The sequence below is a fragment of the Streptomyces zagrosensis genome, assembly GCF_014203645.1.
GTDB lineage: Bacteria > Actinomycetota > Actinomycetes > Streptomycetales > Streptomycetaceae > Streptomyces > Streptomyces zagrosensis.
The window spans coordinates 277,282-299,554 of sequence record NZ_JACHJL010000004.1 but is presented as its reverse complement, the minus strand read 5'-3'; the positions used below and the strand labels follow the sequence as shown (position 1 = coordinate 299,554).

12 protein-coding genes and 1 pseudogene are annotated in these 22,273 nt (G+C 69.7%); 8 read left to right on the top strand and 5 right to left on the bottom strand.

All coding sequences use genetic code 11. From position 1 onward, the window contains the following. Positions 1–13: 13 nt before the first annotated feature. Both FHS42_RS10245 and FHS42_RS10240 read right to left on the bottom strand, forming a co-directional pair. Positions 14–2,233, bottom strand: coding sequence for an acetyl/propionyl/methylcrotonyl-CoA carboxylase subunit alpha (locus tag FHS42_RS10245; protein WP_184571630.1), 2,220 nt, complete (start codon positions 2,231–2,233; stop codon positions 14–16). Positions 2,234–2,381: 148 nt separating this feature from the next. After that, positions 2,382–4,028 (bottom strand): carboxyl transferase domain-containing protein, encoded by a 1,647-nt coding sequence (locus FHS42_RS10240; protein ID WP_184571240.1) that lies wholly within the window; start codon positions 4,026–4,028, stop codon positions 2,382–2,384. A gap of 101 nt (positions 4,029–4,129) precedes the next feature. On the opposite strand from FHS42_RS10240, the gene FHS42_RS10235 reads away from it, so the two are divergent. The 3 genes from FHS42_RS10235 to FHS42_RS10225 all read left to right on the top strand — a co-directional run bounded on the left by FHS42_RS10235 (position 4,130) and on the right by FHS42_RS10225 (position 7,230). Next, positions 4,130–4,723, top strand: coding sequence for an SACE_7040 family transcriptional regulator (locus FHS42_RS10235; protein ID WP_184571628.1), 594 nt, complete (start codon positions 4,130–4,132; stop codon positions 4,721–4,723). Between the two features lie 436 nt (positions 4,724–5,159). Further along, positions 5,160–6,317, top strand: a complete 1,158-nt coding sequence (locus FHS42_RS10230) for an acyl-CoA dehydrogenase family protein (RefSeq protein WP_184571238.1) — start codon at positions 5,160–5,162, stop codon at positions 6,315–6,317. Between the two features lie 16 nt (positions 6,318–6,333). Further along, positions 6,334–7,230 carry an acyl-CoA thioesterase gene (locus tag FHS42_RS10225; protein WP_184571236.1) on the top strand — a complete coding sequence of 299 codons (897 nt, stop codon included), beginning with the start codon at positions 6,334–6,336 and terminating at the stop codon, positions 7,228–7,230. A gap of 263 nt (positions 7,231–7,493) precedes the next feature. Here the strand turns inward: FHS42_RS10225 and FHS42_RS10220 are convergent, their stop codons facing one another. Further along, positions 7,494–8,303: a phosphatase gene (locus FHS42_RS10220; RefSeq protein WP_184571234.1), complete on the bottom strand. Its 810-nt coding sequence runs from the start codon at positions 8,301–8,303 to the stop codon at positions 7,494–7,496. A 335-nt stretch (positions 8,304–8,638) separates the two neighbouring features. Between FHS42_RS10220 and speB the strand changes: the two genes are divergently transcribed. Next, positions 8,639–9,613, top strand: coding sequence for an agmatinase (speB, locus tag FHS42_RS10215; protein WP_184571232.1), 975 nt, complete (start codon positions 8,639–8,641; stop codon positions 9,611–9,613). A gap of 414 nt (positions 9,614–10,027) precedes the next feature. Then, the gene (locus tag FHS42_RS10210; protein WP_184571230.1) at positions 10,028–13,396 is read left to right on the top strand and encodes a discoidin domain-containing protein; all 3,369 of its coding nucleotides are present in this window, start codon (positions 10,028–10,030) and stop codon (positions 13,394–13,396) included. Positions 13,397–13,671: 275 nt separating this feature from the next. Here the strand turns inward: FHS42_RS10210 and map are convergent, their stop codons facing one another. Next, positions 13,672–14,439, bottom strand: a complete 768-nt coding sequence (gene map / locus FHS42_RS10205; protein WP_184571626.1) for a type I methionyl aminopeptidase — start codon at positions 14,437–14,439, stop codon at positions 13,672–13,674. Positions 14,440–14,610: 171 nt separating this feature from the next. Between map and FHS42_RS10200 the strand changes: the two genes are divergently transcribed. Both FHS42_RS10200 and FHS42_RS10195 read left to right on the top strand, forming a co-directional pair. Continuing rightward, the gene (locus FHS42_RS10200) at positions 14,611–14,892 is read left to right on the top strand and encodes a helix-turn-helix domain-containing protein (protein ID WP_184571228.1); all 282 of its coding nucleotides are present in this window, start codon (positions 14,611–14,613) and stop codon (positions 14,890–14,892) included. Positions 14,893–15,225: 333 nt separating this feature from the next. Continuing rightward, positions 15,226–19,752, top strand: a pseudogene (locus FHS42_RS10195) (ABC transporter ATP-binding protein); the annotation flags it as partial. Positions 19,753–20,078: 326 nt separating this feature from the next. Here the strand turns inward: FHS42_RS10195 and FHS42_RS10190 are convergent. Next, the gene (locus tag FHS42_RS10190; RefSeq protein ID WP_184571224.1) at positions 20,079–20,537 is read right to left on the bottom strand and encodes a hypothetical protein; all 459 of its coding nucleotides are present in this window, start codon (positions 20,535–20,537) and stop codon (positions 20,079–20,081) included. Positions 20,538–20,704: 167 nt separating this feature from the next. On the opposite strand from FHS42_RS10190, the gene FHS42_RS10185 reads away from it, so the two are divergent. Then, entirely contained in the window at positions 20,705–22,126 is a 1,422-nt protein-coding gene (locus tag FHS42_RS10185; protein ID WP_184571222.1) for a S28 family serine protease, read from the top strand. Positions 22,127–22,273 lie beyond the last annotated feature (147 nt).

Here is a 22,273-nt window from a genome sequence, read left to right as displayed (position 1 = left end):
GGCAGACCCTCGATCATCGTGTGCCCTCCTCGTGCCCGGCCGCGGCATCGGCCGTACGGGTTTGGGGAACGGCCGCGGCGCCGTCAGCGGCCGACTCCGTGCCCGGGGCGGGACCGGGCTCGGCCGGGGGCTCGCTCGCCGTTTCGTGCGGGGTGACCACGGCCAGCACCTGGTCCATGGCCACCGTGCTGCCCGGTCGCACATCGAGCTCGGTGACGGTGCCGTCATGCACCGCGGCGATGACATGCTCCATCTTCATCGCCTCGACGACCAGCAACCCCTGGCCCGCCGTGACCGTGTCGCCAACGGCGGCCTTGACCACGGTGACCGTGCCGGGCATCGGGGCGGTCAGGGTGCCCGCGTGTGCGCCGGCGGCGCTGCCGCTCAGCGCGGCCTCCACGGGATCGTGGTCGGCGACATGCCAGGCGTCACCGTCGCGCGCCAGCCAGGAGCCTCCCACAGCGTCTCCCGGGGAGCCGGCGAGGGAGTGGGAGAAGACCTGGGTGACTCCGCCCCATTCGAGGAGCACCCGGGAGGCACCCGTCGTCCCGCTCGTCGTGTCGCTCTGGGTGATCAGCCGGGCGGTGACCGGCGCTGCGTCTGCGATCGCGACCTCGGCATCATGCGCCCGGCCGCGCACCTGCACGGCCACCGGGTCGTGACCCGGAACGCGCAGGTGGTGCACGGTGGGGGCGGTGTCGCCGCCGAGCCGCCAGCCCGTTGGCAGCGAGAACGGGTCGGTCCAACCGGCCGCTGCGGGAGCGGCCGGCTCCAGGGCGGCCTGCCGCAGCAGGGCCGCCGCCCCGTACACCTCGGCCGGGATGGCCGCCGGGGTCAGCGCCGCCGCAGCGCGGTCTACCAGGCCGGTGTCCAACGCGCCGGAGACCACATCGGGGTGGGCGAGGAGACGGCGCAAAAACCCGGTGTTGGTATCAAGGCCGAGAATGGTGGTCTCGGCGAGGGCGGCCCGCAGTCGTCGCAGCGCGGTCGCGCGGTCTGGGCCGTACGCGATGACCTTGGCGAGCATCGGGTCGTACGCGGTGCCCACCTCGCTGCCCACCGAGAGCCCGGAATCGACCCGCACCCCTTCGCCGGCGGGCTCGCTGAGCGCGGCGACCGTGCCCGCCGAGGGGAGGAAGTCCACCCGATCCCCGTCGGCCGTGGCACGGACGGTCTCGGCGCAGATGCGGGCCTCCACCGCGTGCCCGGTCAACGTGATGTCCGCCTGCGTGAACGGGAGCGGCTCGCCCGCCGCGACCCGAAGTTGCCACGCGACCAGGTCGAGGCCGGTGACCAGCTCGGTGACCGGGTGTTCGACCTGGAGCCGGGTGTTCATCTCCATGAAGAAGTAATCGCCCGGGCCTTGGTGGTCCCTGCCCGCGGCCAGGGTGCTGCCGGGGACGATGAACTCGACGGTGCCCGCACCGGTGTAGCCACAGGACCGCGCGGCCTGAACCGCAGCCTCGCCCATGGCCGCCCGGGTCGTCTCGTCAAGGAGCGGGCTCGGCGCCTCCTCGATGATCTTTTGGTGCCGGCGTTGGAGGGAGCACTCGCGCTCGCCGAGGTGGATGACATGGCCGTGGGCGTCGGCCAGGATCTGGATTTCGATGTGCCGGGGCTGGTCCACCCAGCGCTCGACCAAAAGCGTGTCATCGCCGAACGAACCCTGCGCCTCGCGGCGGGCCGCCGCAATCTCATCGGCGAGCAGCGCCTCGTTCCGTACCAGTCGCATGCCCTTGCCGCCGCCCCCGGCGGAGGGCTTGAGCAGCACGGGGGTGCCGATCTCGCGGGCTGCCTCGATGAGTTGGTCGTCACTCAACCCGCTGCCCGACGAGCCGGGCACGACCGGAACACCCGCAGCCTGCACCGTCTCTTTGGCGCGGATCTTGTCGCCCATCAGCTCGATCGCATCGGCGGGCGGACCGATAAAAGCCAGGCCCGCGTCCGCGCAGGCGCGGGCAAACGCGGCGTTCTCGGCGAGGAAGCCATAGCCGGGGTGGACCGCCTGGGCTCCGCTGCGCGCCGCGGCGTCCAACAGCCGCTCGATGGACAGATAGCTCTCGGCCGCCGCCGTAGGGCCGATCCGCACGGCTGTGTCCGCCTCGCGCACATGCCGGGCATCCGCGTCGGCGTCGCTGAAGACGGCCACTGACCGCACTCCGAGTTCGCGCAGCGTGCGGATGACCCGGACCGCGATCTCCCCACGGTTCGCAACCAGCACGGTGTCGAACATTGCCGCTGTCACCCGCTCCGCCTCCTGCCCGGCCCGCGAGCCGGGCGCCTTGTGGGCCGCCGACCGACCGGCCACCCGCTGTGTCGTCTGTGCTGCCTGTGTCGCTTGTGCTGTCTGTGCCGTCTGTGCTCTCGTCATGGTGCGCCCCTCACATCCGGAAGACGCCGTAGCCGGGGGCCGCGTCCGCGCTGGCGAAGCCGGGAGTGCCGGGCAGCGGCGCGTTTGCGCAGGCGGTGAGCGCCAGGCCGAGCACGGTGCGGGTGTCCAGCGGGTCGATGACCCCGTCGTCCCACAGCCGCGCCGTCGCGTAGTAGGCATTGCCCTGGGCGTCGTACTGCGCACGGACCGGGGCGCGGAAGGACTCTTCGTCCTCCTGGCTCCACTCCTCGCCGCGCCCCTCCAACTGGTCCCGCTTGACGGTCGCGAGGACCGAGGCAGCCTGCTCCCCGCCCATCACCGAGATCTTGGCGTTGGGCCACATCCACAGGAAGCGTGGCGCATAGGCACGGCCGCACATGGAGTAGTTGCCTGCGCCGTACGAGCCGCCTATGACCATCGTCAGCTTCGGCACCCGGGCGCAGGCCACCGCCATCACCATCTTGGCGCCGTGCTTGGCGATGCCGCCCGCCTCGTACTGCTTGCCGACCATGAAGCCCGAGATGTTCTGCAAGAAGACCAGCGGGATGCCGCGCTGGTCGCACAGCTCGATGAAGTGGGCGCCCTTTTGAGCGGATTCGGAGAACAAAATGCCGTTGTTCGCGATGATGCCTACGGGGTGGCCGTGAATGCGGGCGAAGCCCGTGACCAGCGTCGTCCCGAACTCGGCCTTGAACTCCGCGAACTGCGAGCCATCAACCACCCGGGCGATCACCTCGCGCACGTCGTACGGCGTACGAGAGTCCACCGGCACCGCCCCGTACAGCCCCAGGGGGTCCACGGCAGGCTCCCGGACCGGCTCGACCGCCCACGGCAGGGAACCGCGCTCGGGCAGTGTGGAGACGATGGTGCGCACGATGCGCAGGGCGTGTGCGTCGTCCTCGGCCAGATGGTCCGTGACGCCGGAAATCTTGGAGTGCGTCTCGCCGCCGCCCAACTCCTCCGCGGAGACGACCTCACCCGTGGCTGCTTTCACCAGCGGCGGGCCACCCAGGAAGATCGTGCCCTGCTCGCGGACGATGACCGCTTCGTCACTCATCGCCGGAACATAGGCCCCACCCGCCGTGCAGGAGCCAAGGACCGCGGCGATCTGCGGGATGCCCGCGCTGGACATCCGGGCCTGGTTGTAGAAGATCCGGCCGAAATGGTCGCGGTCGGGGAAGACCTCGTCCTGCATCGGCAAGAACGCGCCGCCGGAGTCCACCAGATACAGGCACGGGAGACGGTTTTCCAGGGCTACTTCCTGGGCCCGTAGATGCTTCTTGACCGTCATCGGGTAATACGTGCCGCCCTTGACCGTGGCGTCGTTGGCGACCACGACCACCTCGCGACCCGCGACCCGGCCCACACCGGCGATCACACCGGCCGCCGGTGCCTGCCCGTCGTACATCCCATCGGCGGCCAACGGGGCCAGCTCAAGGAAGGGGGAGCCGGGATCGAGCAGTGCATCGACCCGCTCGCGCGGCAGGAGTTTGCCGCGGGCGGTGTGCCGCGCTCGGGCTCGCTCGCCGCCGCCGAGTCGCGCCGCCGCGAGCTTCTCCCGCAGCTGAGCCGCCAGCTCTCGGTGCGCCGCCTCGTTTACCCGCCAGGCGTCGGACGCCGGATCGACGCTGCTGGCCAGCACTGGTGCCTGCCCCATACCGTCGAGCTCCCTTGCTCGGTTAATGAGCGTTAACTGTCTCCGTCAGGTTAACGATGACTAACGCCGCTGTCTACAATGGTTGTGTGAGCGAACCAGTTCTGAGCACGCAGGCCCCGGCGCCGACCCGGCGGGAGCAAATCCTCGCCGAGGCTGCCCGGCTCTTCGCCGAGCGCGGCTTCCACGGCGTCGGGGTCGATGAGATAGGGGCTGCCGTGGGCATCAGCGGCCCCGGCCTCTATCGACACTTCGCGGGCAAAGACGCGATGCTCGCCGAACTGCTGGTCGGCATCAGCGGCAGGCTGCTCGCCGGCGGCAAGCGGCGGGTCGGCGAGGCGGCCGAAAACTCCGCGGGGCCCGCCGCCGTACTCGGCTCACTCATCGACGGGCACATCGAGTTCGCCCTCGACGACCGCCCGCTGATCACCCTGCACGACCGTGAGCTCGGCCAGCTTCGCGAGAGCGATCGCAAGCTGGTGCGCCAACTCCAACGCCAGTACGTCGAGCTGTGGGTGGACGTCGTCCGAGAACTGCGCCCCGACGCGACCGAGGCCCAGGTCAGGGCCTCCGTACACGCGGTGTTCGGGCTGCTCAACTCCACCCCGCACCTGGGGCACTCCAGCATCCTGCCCGGCCGCGATGACACCGCCGCCCTCCTGCGGCGCCTGGCTCATGGGGCGCTGGAGGCGCTCTAAGGCGCGTGGTCCCCGCGCGTGCGGGGTGAAAGCTACGCCGGCCCCGCACCGCGACGAGCCGGTGGTCCCCCGCGGGTGCGGGGGTGAGCGGCATCGGTCAAGACGGCGGCGATGACGGTGGTCCCCCGCCTGTGCGGGGGTGAGTAACGGGTTCGAGTCCTGTTACTCATCTTGCGTGCTGCGACTGTAGGGGTGCGATGGCCCGGTGCCCTCAGCCAGCCCCGACCGGCCTGCCCTGGACAGCCCACCCGACCCGCGGGTAACTTTTCTGAGCGAGCGCTTAGCCAGCCTCCGGGCTCGTGATCGTCCATGACCGTGACCCCCAGGCCGCCGCGACCGTCAGCACAGTAACCACGAGACGAGTGACCGCGCCCGGCGCGGAACGGGCACCGCCCGCTTCCGCCGGGCGGAGATTCAGCCGCACAAAGGAGGCAGCGTGCGCCGTACGGTGTTCAACGAGGACCATGAGGCGTTCCGCCAGACGATCCGCGACTTCATCGCGGCCGAGGTCGTGCCGGTCTACGACGAGTGGATCGAGGCCGGCCAGGCCCCGCGCGAGTTCTACAAGCAACTTGGTGAGCTGGGCGTCTTCGGCATCGAGGTGCCCGAGGAGTACGGCGGCGCGGGCGAGACCAGCTTCAAGTTCAATGCCGTCATCACCGAGGAGTGCGCGCGGGCGGGGGTCAGCTTCGGAAGCTCCGGCGTGCACACCGCGCTATGCCTCCCGTACTTCCTCGCGTACGCCAGCGAGGAGCAGAAGCAGCGCTGGCTGCCGCCGTTCGTCACCGGCGACATGATGACGGCCATCGCCATGACCGAGCCCGGCACCGGCTCGGATCTGGCAGGTATGAAGACCACCGCCAAGCTCTCCGACGACGGCACGCACTACGTGCTCAACGGCGCCAAGACGTTTATCACCGGCGGGGTGCTGGCCGACCGCGTCATCGTCTGCGCCCGCACCGCGCCGCCCACCCCCGAGGACCGCCGCGCCGGCATCACCCTGCTCGTCGTGGACGCCACATCCGATGGCTACGCGGTCGGTCGCAAGCTCGAAAAGCTCGGCCTCAAGACCTCCGACACCGCCGAACTCTCCTTCACCGACGTCAAGGTGCCCGTCGATGACCGGCTCGGCGAGGAGGGCAAGGCGTTCTCGTACCTGGGCCAGAACCTTCCGCAGGAGCGGCTCGGCATCGCGGTCGGCGCGTACGCCCAAGCCGCCGCGGCCGTGGAGTTCGCCAAGAAGTACGTCCAGGAGCGTGAGGTCTTCGGCAAGCCGGTGGCCTCCTTCCAGAACACCAAGTTCGTACTCGCGGACTGCAAGTCCGAAGTGGACGCCATGCAGGCGGTCGTGGACCGCGCGCTGGAAGCGCACGATGTGGGTGATTTGTCCGCCGCCGACGCGGCGTCCGCCAAGCTCTTCACCACCGAGCGCGCGGCCGTCGTCATCGACAAGTGCCTGCAACTCCACGGCGGATACGGCTACATGATGGAGTACCCCATCGCCCGGCTGTACGCGGACACCCGTGTGAGCCGCATCTACGGCGGCACCAGCGAGGTCATGCGCTCCATCGTCGCCAAGTCCATGGGCCTGTAGGCGGGTCCGGGCGATCATGAGCGAAGCACTTGAGGACCTGCTTGACCTGCTCGACCTGGAACGGATCGATCGGGACATCTTCCGTGGTACCAGCCGCGCATCGCTGGTGCCCCGGGTATTCGGCGGCCAGGTGGCGGCCCAGGCGCTGGTCGCCGCGGGCCGCACCGTACCGGAGGACCGTCCGCCGCACTCGCTGCACGCGTACTTCCTGCGCCCGGGCGATCCCGGAGCACCGATCGTCTACACCGTCGATCGCATCCGGGACGGACTCTCCTTCACCACCCGCCGCGTGGTCGGCGTCCAGCACGGACACCCCATCTTCCATCTCTCGGCCTCCTTCCAACGGGTCGAGGGCGGCCTGGAGCATCAGGAGGAGATGCCCGCCGCGCCCGACCCGCTGACCCTGCCCACCACGGAGGAGACGCTACGCAGGCATGCGGACCGGTTCTCCGATCCATCGGTGATCCCGCGGTTGATCAAGGCCAGGGCCGCGGTCGATCTGCGGTACGTGGACGACCCGCCGTTCGTCAGCGCCGGACGGCCGCGCGACGCGAGGTCACAGGTGTGGTTCCGTACGAACGGCAAGCTGGACGGCGTACACGATGACCCGTTGCTGCACATCTGCCTGGTGACCTACGTCTCCGACATGACCCTGCTCGACTCGATCCTGCTCGCGCATGGCAAGGGCGGCTGGGTGATCGGCGATGTGGTGGGCGCCAGCTTGGACCATGCGATGTGGTTCCACCGCCCGTTCCGTGCCGACGAGTGGCTGCTGTACGACCAGGAGAGCCCGTCCTCGTTCGGCGGCCGTGGCCTGGGCAAGGGCCGCATCTTCACGGCGGACGGACGCCTTGCGGTCTCGGTGATCCAGGAGGGGCTGATCCGCACCCCGCGTGCGCGGACCGGCCGGTAGCCCTTCCGCACGCGCGGACCGGCCGGGTCCTTCGACCATTCGGTCAGTGGTCTTGTGCCGCCCCCGCGGCGGCGGCTCGCGGCGGCGCCCTCAGCTTTACCGGGGGCGCCGCCGCGTACGCCCTCGCGCGGGTGCCGCCGACGCAAGCCCCCGTACGCCCGCACGCGCTGCCGGGGAGCCCCCCCGTGCCCCCTGTGCCGCGCTGCCTACCGTTCTCGTACGCCTACGCGTACGTCTACGAAGAGGCCACCAGCCCTGTACGGCTACGGCAGCGCCACCAGGTCAGCCGCATCCAACAGGTACGCCGTCATCGGGTCGTAGAAGCGCGGGTTGGTGACGTGATCATCCAGCGGGACCGTCACCGCCAGCGTGCCCTCCGCCTCGCCGAGGAACAGTGCCGGGTCGTTGCAGTCCGCGTACCCGACTGCGTCGATGCCACGCTGGCCCGCGCAGCCGGCCCAGCCATGGTCGGCGACCACCAGATCGGGCAGCGGGCGACCGTCCCGGACCAGCCCGTCGAGGATGGCGGTCATCGGCTCGGGGGAGTGGGTGTGCCACAGCGTCGCACCGCGCTCCAACATCGCCACGTCGGCAAATTGGAAGACGAACCCTTCGTCGGCCTGGAGTCCGCCGGGGATCTCCATGATCTCGCAGCCGGCTGCCCGGAGCCCGGCCGCGACGCTGCGGTGTACGTCGATGAGGCCGCCGGGGTGGCCGGTCGCGAACAGAACCCGGCTCTGGCTCTCCGCCGCCTTACGCAACACCGCCGCCTTGCGGTCCAGCGCGTCCACCGTGAGCTCTGGGTCGATGGTGTCCTGGCCCGTACGGTGCTCGGGGTCGTCGATCACCCCGCACCGCTCGGCCATGACGGCCAATACGTCCTGCTCATCGCGCCAGCGATCGCCGAGTTCCAGACCTAGCCAGAAGTGACGGTCGCCGTTCGCGAGCTTGCGGTAGTGGGAGAGGTTGTTCTCGCGGGGAGTGGCGACGTTGCCCGCAATGCGGGTACGGACCAGGTGGTCGACCAATTCGGCCCGGTCGGGCACGGGACTGGGTATCGGCATGCTGCCCATTGTGCCGCGCGTGGCCCGAGGTCACCTGAACGTTTGATCAACGAGGGGTACAAACGCCCACAGGGGGGCGTTTTCGGTAGGGAGCGAAGGTGGCGGGCGTGACCGCCGTCATGGACACCATGGCGAAAACGGTCGGGGGGTCCGCTTCGGAACGTATATGTCGGAGCGAGCCGAGCCGGCCGTACCCTCCAGGAGCACCTGTGCGCCGCCGCGTCGCGGTCCGCTCGCGCAGGGTCGCTCCGCGGGGGACAGTCCTCGCAGAGCCGCCGGCCGCGGGGTCGCCTTTGGGCCGCGACGATGACAGCAGCAGGCACAAGAGCATGAGAGGCAGTCGCATGAGCAGTGCCCCCCGGGAGCCCGTAGGCCCCATCGACTCGTCCCGCATACCGCGCTATGCAGGGCCCGCGACCTTCGCGCGGCTGCCCCGCCTCGACGAGGTGGGCGGCACGGCGGACGTCGCCGTGGTCGGTGTCCCCTTCGACTCGGGGGTCTCCTACCGCCCCGGCGCACGCTTCGGCGGCAACGCGATCCGGGAGGCATCGCGGCTCCTGCGCCCGTACAACCCGGCGCAGGACGCGTCGCCGTTCGCACTTGCCCAGGTCGCCGACGCCGGCGATATCGCGGCGAACCCGTTCAACATCAATGAGGCCGTGGAGACGATCGAGGCCGCGGCGGATGACCTGCTGGCCACCGGCGCGCGGCTGATGACCCTCGGCGGCGACCACACCATCGCGCTGCCCCTGCTGCGTTCGGTTGCCAAGAAGCACGGCCCCGTCGCGCTGCTGCATTTCGATGCGCACCTGGACACCTGGGACACCTACTTCGGCGCGGAGTACACGCACGGCACGCCGTTCAGGCGGGCGGTCGAGGAGGGCATCTTGGACACCTCCGCGCTCTCCCACGTCGGTACGCGTGGTCCGCTGTACGGCAAGAAGGACCTGGACGACGACGCGAAGATGGGCTTCGGCATCGTCACGTCCGCCGATGTGATGCGGCGCGGCGTGGACGAGGTGGCGGACCAGTTGCGGCAGCGCATCGGCGACCGCCCGCTGTACATTTCCATCGATATCGACGTGCTCGACCCGGCCCACGCACCCGGCACCGGGACTCCGGAGGCGGGCGGCATCACCTCGCGCGAACTCCTGGAGATACTGCGCGGCCTGGCCGGTTGTCACCTCGTCTCGGCCGATCTGGTCGAGGTCGCCCCGGCGTACGACCACGCGGAGATCACTTCGGTCGCGGCTTCGCACACGGCGTACGAACTGACGACGATCATGTCCCGGCAGATCGGGGCGCAACGCTCGCTGTAGCCGCTCCCTTGTGATGAGTTGTGGCGAGCCGTGACAGATTGCGGCGGGTTGTGACGAGTGCGCACGTAGGTGACGAGTGCGCGCGTACGTGACGAGGTCTGAGCAAGCGCGCGGTCGCGAACTCTTGCAGGTTCGCAGTCTCGTCGTGTGCAGTGTGCCCACCTACGAGGCACCTCACAGGTAGGCGAAAAACGTAAAAATACCGCCAACCGAATGACTCATCCGTTTAACCATTGAACGTGCCGCGCTCGTCATTGACGCGGCACGTTCCTCTCTTTATGTTCACTGCTGCCTTCCACTGCTGCCTTCCTCACGTTTGCGCTCGCCCGCGCATCCCCTTCTCAGCCTTCTCGCTCCCCGCGGGCCTTCCGTTGGCCTTTCGCTGGCGTCCCGCCGACCATGCGACGGAGAACGATGACGTACTCCCCGGGCCGCACAAGCCCTTCCGACCTCGCTGGTCCCCGAGCTCACCAGGCCCATCCGACCCGTGCCGCCGGCTCCGCCGCCGTGCACCCCCCGCACCCCCCGCACCGCGCCCGCTTCGCCGTGCCGCGGGGCTTCGCCGTGCCGCGCGGCTCCGGGGGGCGAACGCAGCACCGCGCGGTGCCCGTCCTGGCCTCATTGCTCGCCGGAGCCGTCACCGTCGCGCTGCTGCCGGCCGTGGCCGATGCCCGGGACCACGGACCCCGCGGCAGCGGCGCCCGCACCGGCGCGCACGGCACGGCGACGGCGCTCGACCGCACCCCTGGCCCCGGCTTCTCCTGCGGACGTGACGGGCATGACCGGCATGACGGGCACGATCGAGGCGATGGGCAGGACCGGCGCGCCGGCTGGGCCCTGAGTGCGGACCGGATCGATCCCAAGGACAGCCACCACGCATACGTCGGCAACGGCTACCTGGGCCACCGCGTGCCGCCGCTCGGCATGGGGTACGCCGCACCGGGAGGGAAGACGGGCTATCCGCTGTACACACCGCGCTACGACGGGGCGTTCGCCGCGGGGCTCTACGCGCACCACCCAAAGGTCACCGAAGACCGGCAGGTCATCGCCGCGCTGCCGACCTGGACCGGGCTGAACGTGCGTACCGGCGGCGCGATGGGCGAGATCTTCACCCCGCAGACCCCCATCGGGCGCATCTCGGACTATCGGCAGACGGTGTTTCTCCGCTGCGGGCTGGTACGTACCTCACTCACCTGGACCGCGACCAATGGCCGCGCCACCGACCTGGTGTACGACGTGCTTACCGACCGCGTACGTGCTCACGTGGGCGCCGTGCGACTGCGGATGACGCCGCGCTGGAGCGGTACAGCGACCGTCACCGACCTGCTCGACGGGCGTGGCGCGCGCCGAATCAGCGGCACGCGCGGCGAAGGGCCGGCGGTGCGCCGAGGACAGCAGCAAGAACAGCAGCAAGAACAGCAGCAAGGGCGGCAACAGGAGCAGAAGGCGGGGCCGGAAAAGCGGCGGACCCATGATCGGACCGTCGCGGTGCCGTTCCGTACGGACGGCACGCGGATCGATGGCGCGGTGGTGTCCACGCTGCGTGCGGGGCACGGCGTGCACGACGATGGCGCCAGCCACAGCCACAGCCACAGCCACGACCACCGGAATCCGGCATCGAGACCGGGCGCGCCGGCCCTCGCCCGTGGCGTGCGTGAGTTGAGCGCCGAACAGTCGGTCAGCTTCCCCGCTCAGCGCGGCAGATCGTACGAGTTCACCAAGTACGTCGGCGTGCATACCGCCCGCACCTCGCGCGCACCGCTCCACGCCGCCACCGTGGCCTCGCAGCAGGCCGCCGCTCTCGGTTGGGAACGGATGCTCGACGGGCACACGGCCGCTTGGGAGAAGCTGTGGCGGGCCGATATCGAGGTACGCGGGCGGCCGGATGTGCAGTCCTGGGTACGCTCCGCACAGTACGGGCTGCTCTCGGGCAGCCGGCACGGCTCCCGCGACAGCATCGCCCCCACTGGCCTGACCAGCGACAACTACGCCGGGCAGATCTACTGGGACGCCGAACTCTGGATGTATCCAGGGCTCGTCGCCACCCGGCCCGAGCTTGCCAAGTCGGTGCTTGAGTACCGATATCAGACTGGCGCGGGCGCCCGTGCCAACGCCCGCAAGCTCGGCTATCCGGGCCTGTTCTACCCCTGGACCAGCGGTTCCCATGGCGACCTGTGGAAGGAATGCCACAGTTGGGACCCGCCCCACTGTGTCACCCAAAACCACCTACAAGGCGATATCTCGCTCGCCGCTTGGCAGCACTACCTGGCCACCGGCGACAAGCGGTGGCTGCGGGAACGGGGTTGGCCACTGCTCAAGGGCATCGCCGAGTTCTGGGCTGGACGCGCCACCCGTAACCCAGACGGCAGTTACTCGATCAAAAACGTCGCGGGCCCTGATGAATACAGCAACGGCGTAAACGACGGCGTATTCACCAACGCGGGCGCCGCCACTGCACTACGGCACGCCACCCGGGCGGCCACGCTCCTCGGTGAGCGTGCGCCGGCCGAGTGGAATCGGGTCGCCGGCAAGCTGCGCATTCCGTTCGACGCGCAGCGGCAGGTATTCCAGCAGTACGACGGCTATCGGGGCACCACCATCAAGCAGGCTGACACGGTGCTGCTCCGATACCCGCTGGAGTGGCCCATGTCGAAGAAGGTCGCCAGCAACACCCTCGACTACTACGCCGCGCGTACCGACCCCGATGGCCCGGCCATGACCGACTCGGCGCACTCCGTCATCGCGGCCGGCCTCGGGGAGCCCGGCTGCACGACGTATACCTACCTGGAGCGCGCGAGCAGGCCGTTCATGCGGGGACCGTTCGCACTGTTCTCCGAGGCGCGCGGCGGCAAGGTGGGCGCTTCCGACCCGCTATCCGGCCCTCCGTCGCAGGACTTCCTCACCGGAAAAGGCGGACTTCTCCAGGTCTTCACGCATGGCCTCACGGGACTGCGCATGCGTGAGGATCGGGTGCGGTTCGACCCGTTGCTACCGCCGCAACTCGCTGCCGGAGTCACCTTGCGCGGGTTGCGCTGGCAGGGCAGGACGTACGACGTGGCCATCGGCGCGCACGAGACCACGGTGCGATTGACTGGCGGCGCGCCGTTTGAGATCGAGACCCCGCAGGGTCGGCAGGTCGTCAGCGCGGACGCGCCCGCCGTGCTCAAGACCCGCCGCCCCGACCTCGTGCCCAGCGACAATGTCGCCAGGTGCCGTACGGGCAAGGCAAGTTCGCAGGAGCCTGGCCGGTACGCGGGGGCCGCGCTGGATGGCAGCACCGCCACCTCGTGGGCCCCCGACAGCCCATCGGGCACGCTCACCGCCGACCTCGGTCGCACCGTGCGGGTCTCGGCGATCTCCCCGTACTGGACCAAGGTCCGGCCCGTCGCGTACACCCTGAGCACCTCGCTCGACGGGCGTGACTGGCACCGCTGGAACCCGGCCGACCCCGCTCCGACCACGGCCCGATATGTCCGCGTCTGGTTGCGTGGCCCGCAGGAGGCGAAGCCAGGCGACAAGGTGCAACCGGGTCATGGGGCGCAGTCGAGCAGTGGAGCGCAGCCGGAGGGCAGTGGAGCGCCGGTGCGGGGAGCGCAGCAGGCGGCGTCAGGGGCCAGCCGCGCGCCGGCGGCCGAGCCGGAGCGCGCCGGGGTCGCGGAGCTGAAGGTGACGGGCGCTGACCGGCGTGCCGGCAGGGCCAGTGCGCAGGACCCACAGAAGGCGCAGGAGCCGCGGCAGGCGGCGGGGGCAGCACAGCAGGGACAAGGGGCGCGGCAGGGCTGAGGGCCGAAGTCCGAGTCAGCGCTGCGCCGTTCCCCCGAGGGGTGGGCGGCACCCGCGTCGGCGAGGCTGGCTCGACGGCTCGACGGCTCGACGGCTCGACGGGATCTCGGGGTGTCGGGCTGATGGGCCGGGGGACGACGCGGCGCGGGCGGTTGGCCTGTGCGGTGCCGGGGAAAGCGGGATGCGGTGCCGTATATGTCTCGCGGAGCCTCGACCCGCCTCGTTCTGCGCTGTGGCACCCCGCGAGTCGCTTGAGCCGCCCACAGGAGCAGGGGTTACGGGAGGGTGAGGATGCGCGGGCCGTCGTCGGTGATCGCCACCGTGTGCTCGCTGTGCGCGGCCCGGCTGCCGTCAGTCGTACGCAGCGCCCAACCGTCCGCGTCTTCCCTGTACGTATCCCCGCCGCCCGCAAGGAACATCGGCTCAAGCGCGAGCACGAGGCCGTGCCGCAACCGGAAACCCCGGCCCTGCCTGCCCTCGTTCGGCACCGGTGGGTCCTCGTGCATCTGCCGCCCGATGCCGTGGCCGCCGAAGTCGGCGGGGATGCCGTAACCGGCGGCCCGTCCGACGCTGCCGATGGCGTGCCCGATATCGCCCATTCGCGCGCCGGGCACGGCAGCGGCGATGCCCGCCTCCAGGGCCTTGCGGCTGGTCTCGATCAACTGCACGTCGGCGGGGCGCGGGGTGCCTACGGTGAAGCTGACGGCGGCGTCGCCGGTCCAGCCGTCGAGCGAGGCCCCGCAGTCGATGCTGACCAGGTCGCCGTCGCGCAGTCGGTAGCCGTCCGGAATGCCGTGCACGATCGTGTCGTTGACCGAAGCGCAGATCACGGCGGGAAACGGAGTCGTGGCGAAATTCGGCTGGTAGTGCAGGAACGGGGAGCCGGCACCCGCAGCCCGCAGCACGTCGCGCGCCACTTCATCCAATTCGAGGAGCGATACGCCGATCGCCGCCGCCTTCTCCGCGGCAGCCAGCGCGTGTGCCACAACGCGGCCCGCCTCGCGCATCGCGTCGAGCGCGGCGTCAGTCTTGATCTCCACCATCTCGCTGTGGCCTTTCGTGTTGTGCCTACGGCGAACTCGCAGGTCGCCGCCGTCAGCCGAGCTCACGAGCCAGCGCTTTCGCTGGCGCGTGAGCAGGGCGAATGAGGGCGTAGCCGTGGCGGCTCGCCCTTGCTCGTACCGTTATTACTATACCGGTATTAGAATGGTCGCATGGTGCGCACACCTCTTACTCCGCTCGAACGCGAGCGCGGCCGTCACCTCGGGCTGCTGCTGCGACAGGCACGCGGCGAACGCAGCATGGCCGTCATCGCCGCCGGGGCCGGCATCTCCGCCGAGACCCTCCGCAAGATTGAGACGGGCCGGGCGCCGACCCCGGCCTTCTTCACCATCGCAGCCCTGGCGGTGACGCTCGGCCTGCGCCTCGATGACGTCGCGACACACTGCGCCGCTGCCGTCGTGCTGCCTGAGGGGGTGGGTGTCGCGGCGGCCTAGCTGGGTGCAGGAGTTGTCATGTACGGCCTGGGTCCTGTGAGGGCTGCCCGGTTACCCCGCCTGGCTGGCGAGATCGGCGCGTGGGCTGTGGGCTGTGTTGGGTGGGGCGGGGACTGCTGCGGCGAGGTGCGGGACCGGCGCCGCGGGCCCGCCTCGCCGGCCTGGGCCGGGGGTATGAGCCCCGGCGCTTAGGGGGCGTGAACCCGGCGCTCGATCATGTGTACGCCCCCTGTATGCCCCCTGTGCGCGCCTTCATTTGTTACAGCGGAATGAAATCCGCACGCCACGGCGTTGCAGCCTTCCGATGATGACCATCAGGCGGGGAGGCCGGGAGTGACAGCGACAGCCGCGACGACCAGCGCAAAGCAAGAGGGCTGGGCGCGCAGACTGACCCGTTACTGTTGGCGGTATCGGCGCAATGTGGTGCTCGCGCTCGGTGCGTCGCTCGCTGGCATGGCCGTCACGGCGCTCGTCCCGCTCGTACCGAAGCTGATCATCGACGACGTGATCGTCTCCAACGACCGGTCGCTCGCCCCGTGGGCTGTGCTGCTGATCGTCGCCGCTCTCGTGGTGTACGGGTTGACGTACATCCGACGGTTCTACGGCGGGCGCTTGGCCCTCGATGTGCAGCACGATCTGCGGACCGAGATGTTCCAGTCGATCTCCCGCCTCGACGGGAAGCGGCAGGACGAGCTGAGCACAGGCCAGGTCGTCGGTCGTGGTACCAGCGACTTGCAACTGGTGCAGGGCCTGCTGTTCATGATCCCGATGATGATCGGGAACGTTCTGCTCTTCATCATCTCGCTGATCGTGATGGTGACGTTGTCCCCGCTGCTCACCGTGGTGGCGCTGGCCGTGGCCCCCGCCCTGTGGTTCATCGCCTCGCGCAGCCGTGACCGTCTCTTCCCCGCGACCTGGTACGCGCAGGGGCAGGCGGCAGCTGTGGCCGGTGTCGTGGAGGGCGCGGTCACCGGCGTGCGGGTGGTCAAGGGCTTCGGCCAAGAGGAGCAGGAGACCGGCAAGCTGCGCGAGGTCAGTCGTAGGCTGTTCGCGGCCCGGCTGCGGACCGTGCGTCTCAACTCCCGTTACACCCCGGCTCTCCAGGCGGTGCCCGCGCTCGGTCAGGTCGCCATGCTGGCCCTCGGCGGCTGGATGGCCACGCGGGGAGAGGTCACCCTCGGCACCTTCGTCGCCTTCTCCACCTATCTGGCGCAACTCGTTGGACCCGTCCGCATGCTCACCATGATGCTGACCGTCGGCCAGCAGGCCCGCGCCGGCGTCGAGCGGGTCTTCGAGCTGATCGACACCGAGCCGGCCATAGCGGAACGGCCGGATGCCAAGCAGTTGCCCGACGACGCACCCGCGACGGTCGAGTTCGCTCACGTCACCTTCAGATACGGCGTCGCCGACGCCCAGGCCAAGACGGTCGAGGCCGATACCGCCGCGCCCACTACGGCGGACACGGCTGATGCCCAGGCCAAGACGGTCGAGGCCGATACCGCCGCGCCCACTACGGCGGACGCGGCCGATGCCAAGGCCAAGACGGTCGAGGCCGGTGCCGACGTGCCCGCCAAGGCCGCTGCGGCCGGCCCCGGTGAGCGTGGCACACCCCTGCGCCCCGTGCTCGATGACGTGTCGCTGCGCATTGCCCCGGGCGAGACGCTGGCCGTCGTCGGCGCGTCCGGCAGCGGCAAGTCAACGCTGTCGCTGCTGCTACCGCGCTTTTACGACGTGACGGGCGGCTCGGTCAGGATCGGCGGGCACGACGTACGCGATCTGACCTTCGAGTCGTTGCGCGCCGCCATCGGCCTGGTTCCGGAAAACAGCTTTCTCTTCTCCGCCAGCGTGCGCGAGAACATCGCATACGGGCTGCCCGACGCCACCGACGAGCAGGTACGCACCGCCGCGCGCGCCGCTCAGGCAGACGGCTTCATCATGGACCTGCCGGACGGCTACGACACCGAGGTCGGCGAGCAAGGACTGACTCTCTCCGGTGGCCAGCGCCAACGGGTCGCCCTGGCCAGGGCGATTCTCACCGACCCCAGGCTGCTGGTCCTCGACGATGCCACCTCCGCGGTGGACGCCCGCGTAGAGCATGAGATCCATGAGGCGCTGCGCGGCGTGATGGCCGGCCGTACCACGCTGCTCATCGCCCACCGTCAGTCCACGCTGGCCCTCGCCGACCGGATTGCCGTGCTCGACAGCGGGCGCCTCGCCGACGTCGGCACCCATGACGAGCTCACCGAGCGGTGCCCGCTCTACCGCCGGCTGCTGACCGACCCGGACGAACTGGGCGATGTACCGCACGACGCGGCCGGTCTGAGCTACCAGGCCGGACCCCCGCATGCGGCCCTGGACAAGGGCCCCGGCTCGGGCTCCGGCTCGGGCTTGGGCTCCGATGACAGTGGCGGGACGGGCGCGGACTCGTCCGCGCCGGGCCGCACCCAGCGGGTTGAGCGGGCCGAGGGCGCGGGGCCGGGAGGAATACGAGCGTCGCTCGCCGGGACGTTCGGCGGCGAGTCCGCCGCGGCAGGGCTTCTCACGCCCGCAGCCCGCCCGTCCGCTCCGGACAGCGACGCCCCCGGTTTCGACGAGCGCCGTGCCGGCCGTGCGGGCCATGCGCCGGACGACCGCGGACGAAGCCTGTCCGGCCCCGGTGGGCACCTAGCAGAGTCCGCCGGCCGCCGACCCCACGCGATACCCGACGATCGAATACCAGAAGATCGAATACCGGGGCTCGATGACCGAATAGCCGAGGAGATAGCGGAGATATCGGTTGCGGAGACAGCGGCGGGGAACATCCCCGCGGCACACTCCGACGCCGCGGGGCGAGCCCGCGAGGCGCGCGCCGCCGCGCTCACCATCACCCCGGAACTGTGGGTGCGTCCCGACGCCGCGGAAGGCGACGACATCGCCGCAAGCGGCCCCGGCAAGGCCGCCGAGGGTATGACCGCGGGTAAGGCTGCCGCGGGTAAGACCACGCCGGGCAAGACCACGGCCGAGACGGCTGCTGCGAGGACGGCTGCCGCGGGCGCGATGGCCGGGATGCCGGGCGAGCCTGAGTTGTTGGCGAAGGTGGCCGCGCTGCCGCCTGCCACCGACACCCCACAGGTCGATGAGAAGCAGGCCACCCGGGCGGAAAGCTCGTATGGGCTGCGGAAGTTGCTGCGTGGCTTCGGCAAGCCGCTCGCCCTGAGCCTGCTGCTTGTCTCGCTGGATGCCCTGGCGGGGTTGCTGCTGCCGGTGCTGATCCGACACGGCATCGACGAGGGCGTGCAGGAAACGGCGCTGAACGCCGTGTGGGCCGCGTCCGGGCTTGCGCTGCTCGTGGTGCTCGGCCAATGGGCGGCGCAGATCGGCGAGACCCGGATGACCGGCCGGACCGGCGAACGCGTCCTCTACGCGCTCCGCGTCAAGATCTTCGCGCAGCTCCAACGGCTCGGCCTCGACTACTACGAGCGCGAGCTGACCGGCAAGGTCATGACCCGGATGACCACCGACGTGGACGCGCTCTCCACCTTCCTACAGACCGGCCTGGTTACCGCGCTGGTCAGCCTGTTGACCTTCTTCGGCATCCTGGTCGCGCTTCTGGTGATCGACCTCCAGCTCGCCTTGGTCGTCTTCGCGACGTTGCCGCTCCTTGTCATCGGCACCATCTTCTTCCGGCGGCAAAGCGTCAAGGCGTACGAACTCGCCCGCGAACGCGTCAGCGGCGTCAACGCCGACCTTCAGGAGAACGTTGCCGGGCTGCGCATCGTGCAGGCGTTTCGGCGCGAGACCAGCGGTCGGCGGCGCTTCTCCGAGCGCAGCGACGGCTACCGTCAGGCCCGGGTGCGCGGCCAGTGGCTGATCTCGGTCTACTTCCCGTTCGTCCAACTCCTGTCGTCGGTGGCCGCGGCCCTGGTCCTGATCGTCGGTGCCGGACGGGTCAGCGATGGCACGCTCACGACGGGCGCCCTCGTGGCGTATCTGCTCTACATCGATCTGTTCTTCGCCCCCGTACAGCAGCTCTCCCAGGTCTTCGACGGTTATCAGCAAGCGTCCGTCTCGCTGCGCCGCATCCAGGAGTTGCTGCGCGAGCCGACGACGACGCCGGAGGCCGAGGCACCGCGCGAGGTGCGCGAGCTGCGGGGCGACATCGCATTCGAGAACGTACGGTTCCACTACGGGCCCGCGGACCAGCCCGAGGAGGCGCTGTCCGGGATCAACCTGCGGATTCCGGCGGGTCAGTCCGTCGCGTTCGTAGGGGAGACGGGTGCGGGCAAGTCCACCCTGGTCAAGCTCGTCGCCCGGTTCTACGACCCCTCGTCGGGCCGGGTCACTGTGGACGGGATGGATGTGCGGGAGCTCAGTCTGGCGGGATACCGGCACCGGCTCGGTGTGGTGCCGCAGGAGCCGTATCTGTTCCCCGGGACCGTACGAGATGCCATCGCCTACGGTCGCCCCGACGCCTCCGATGCCGAGGTGGAAGCCGCCGCGCGGGCGGTCGGAGCGCACGACATGATCGCCACGCTGGTCGGCGGCTATCTCCATGAGGTCACCGAGCGTGGACGTAACCTCTCGGCCGGGCAGCGGCAGTTGATCGCGCTGGCGCGGGCGGAACTGGTCAACCCGGACGTGTTGTTGCTCGACGAGGCGACCGCCGCGCTCGACCTCGCCACTGAGGCGCTGGTCAACCAGGCCACCGACCGGCTCGTAGGCAAGCGCACCACGCTCGTCGTGGCGCACCGACTGACGACGGCCGCACGCGCGGACCGCGTCGTGGTACTCGATCGGGGCCGGGTCGTCGAGGACGGCACCCACGATGAGTTGCTGGCCAACAACGGGCGCTACGCACGGCTGTGGCACGCCTATTCCGGGGGTGACCCGACCACCGCAGCCACCGCAGCAGTGCAGGGCTGAGTGGGCTGAGTGGCGACGGAAGGCGCCGGCGTGGCAGGCACGCGGGCGGCACCGAGCGCGGTAGTGGTACCCGGGCCGCACCGGACGCGCCACAGGTGCCACAGGTGCCACAGGTGCCACAGGTGCGCCGGGCTGCGGTGTTCCCCTGAGCCTGGTGGCCCAAACCGGTAGCCACCAGCAAGCCCGGGTGGCGAGGGAAGTTCACCCCACCGGCGGTTGCCCGGCGACCTCCACGGCGTGCGCTTCGTGCTGGTTGCCGGGTTTCGTGCCCCCTCGTCGGGGGCTCACGGGTCCATGCCGCTGGCCCGCGCGATGGCCTCCACCTCGCGCCGGTCCGCCTCCCGCTCGGCAGCTTCCGCGGCTACCCGCTCCTTGTGGCGATGGAGGAACTCGGGGTCGTGCGCCCGGTCTTGGGGGACGAGCACCTTCATGCCCTTCGCGTGCGGGCTGTCTCCCAGATCGACCACTACTCGCTCGTCCTTCGAGGTGAGCAGCCCGAACAGGACCAGCAGTTCGGCCTGGAGCGCGGGGGTGAACAGCTCCCGCTCCTCCGGGCTCATGCCCAGTTCGTAGGTGCCGCCTCGCACGGCCGGTGAGACACTGAGTTCGCGGAGCAGGCGCATCAGCAGTTCGAGCGAGCGAGCATCGATGCGCCGCTCCAACTCGCTCAGATACTGGCGCAACCGCTCGGCCCGCTCGCTTGGCTCGGGGCGCCCCGGCCCCTGGCGTTCCTCTCGGTCCATGCCGACAGCATGGTTCATCTCATGCGGAGAGGGGAGGGGCACGACGTAGCGTAACGGGACTCGACCATTGCGTACGGGTCGCCGCCCCCGTGTGAACTGGGGCTAGCCGGTCGCGTACGCCCCCCGATAGGTTCACGGCGACCATCATGGACTCCAGGGGAGGGCGAATGCACAAGTCGCTCAGATGGCTGCTCGCGCTTGCGGTGCTCATAGGCACCGTGGGCGTGGGCAGCGCTTCGGCGGGAACGGCGACCGCCGCACAGCCAAACGACATCAAAGAACGCATCCTCAAGATACCGGGGATGAGTTTCATAGAAGAGAAGCCTTACGACGGCTACCGCTTCTTCGTGCTCAACTACGAGCAGCCGATCGACCACCGGCACCCGACCAAGGGCACGTTCAAGCAGCGGATCACCCTGCTGCACAAGTCCATCGACCGCCCGACGGTCTTCTTCACCTCCGGCTACAACGTCAACACGGCGCCGCGCCGTAGCGAGCCGACGCAGATCATCGACGGCAACCAGCTCTCCATGGAGTACCGCTTCTTCACTCCTTCCCGGCCCAAGCCGGCTGACTGGAAGAAGCTCGACATCTGGCAGGCCGCCAGCGACCAGCACCGCCTGTACAGGGCCCTGAAGCCGATCTACGGCGAGAACTGGCTGGCCACCGGCGGCAGCAAGGGCGGCATGACGGCGACGTACTTCCGCCGCTTCTACCCCAACGACATGGACGGCACCGTGGCGTATGTGGCGCCCAACGACGTGGTGAACAGGGAAGACCGCGCATACGACCAGTTCTTCTCCCGCGTGGGTGCAAGCGAGTGCCGCAACAGCCTGACCGCTGTGCAGCGCGAGGCGCTGGAGCGCCGCGGCCGGCTGGTTGCCCGCTTCGAGAAGTGGGCGGGCGACGAGGGCCGTACCTTCAAGGTGATGGGCAGCGCCGACAAGGCGTACGAGAACGCTGTCATCAGCCTGTCCTGGGCGTTTTGGCAGTACAGCCTGGAGAAGGACTGCGCGGATGTGCCGGCGCCGACCGCGTCCGACGATGTGCTGTACAACTACATCGACAAGATCTCGGGCTTCGACTCCACTACGGATCAGGGCCTGGAGGGTTACACCCCGTACTACTACCAGGCGGGTACCCAACTGGGCTGGCCCACGGTGCAGTACACCAAGCTCAAGGACCTGCTGCGCTACCCGGGCATCGACGCGCCCCGGCACGCGGTCCCGGCCGAGATTCCGATGAAGTTCCAGCCGTATGTCATGCATGACATCGACTCCTGGGTGCGCCACGACGGCGAGCAGATGCTGTTCGTCAACGGCGAGAACGACCCGTGGGGCGCGGAACCGTTCCACGTAGGCAAGCGCAACGACTCCTACGTCTACACCGTGCCCGGCGCCAACCACGGTGCCAACATCGCTGGCCTGCCCGCTGAGAAGCGCGCCAAGGCCACCGCACGTGTCCTGGACTGGGCAGGCGTCCAGCCGCAGGCCGTGAAGTCGGGCGACGAGGCGGCGAAGCCGCTGGCCCCGTACGACAAGCAGCTCGACCGCAGGGACCTCAAGCGCGAGGCCATCCTCCAGCCGTAGACCTGTGGGCCCGTAGTCCCGTGGGCCCGTAATTTCTGCGGAACTGAGGACTGGCCGTGGATGGCCGAGTTGGCGGCCGGGTCGCATTGACCGTGCTGGTAGGCCGCCGACTGTGCTTGCTGTGAAGGGGCGTCCGGAAGACCACCG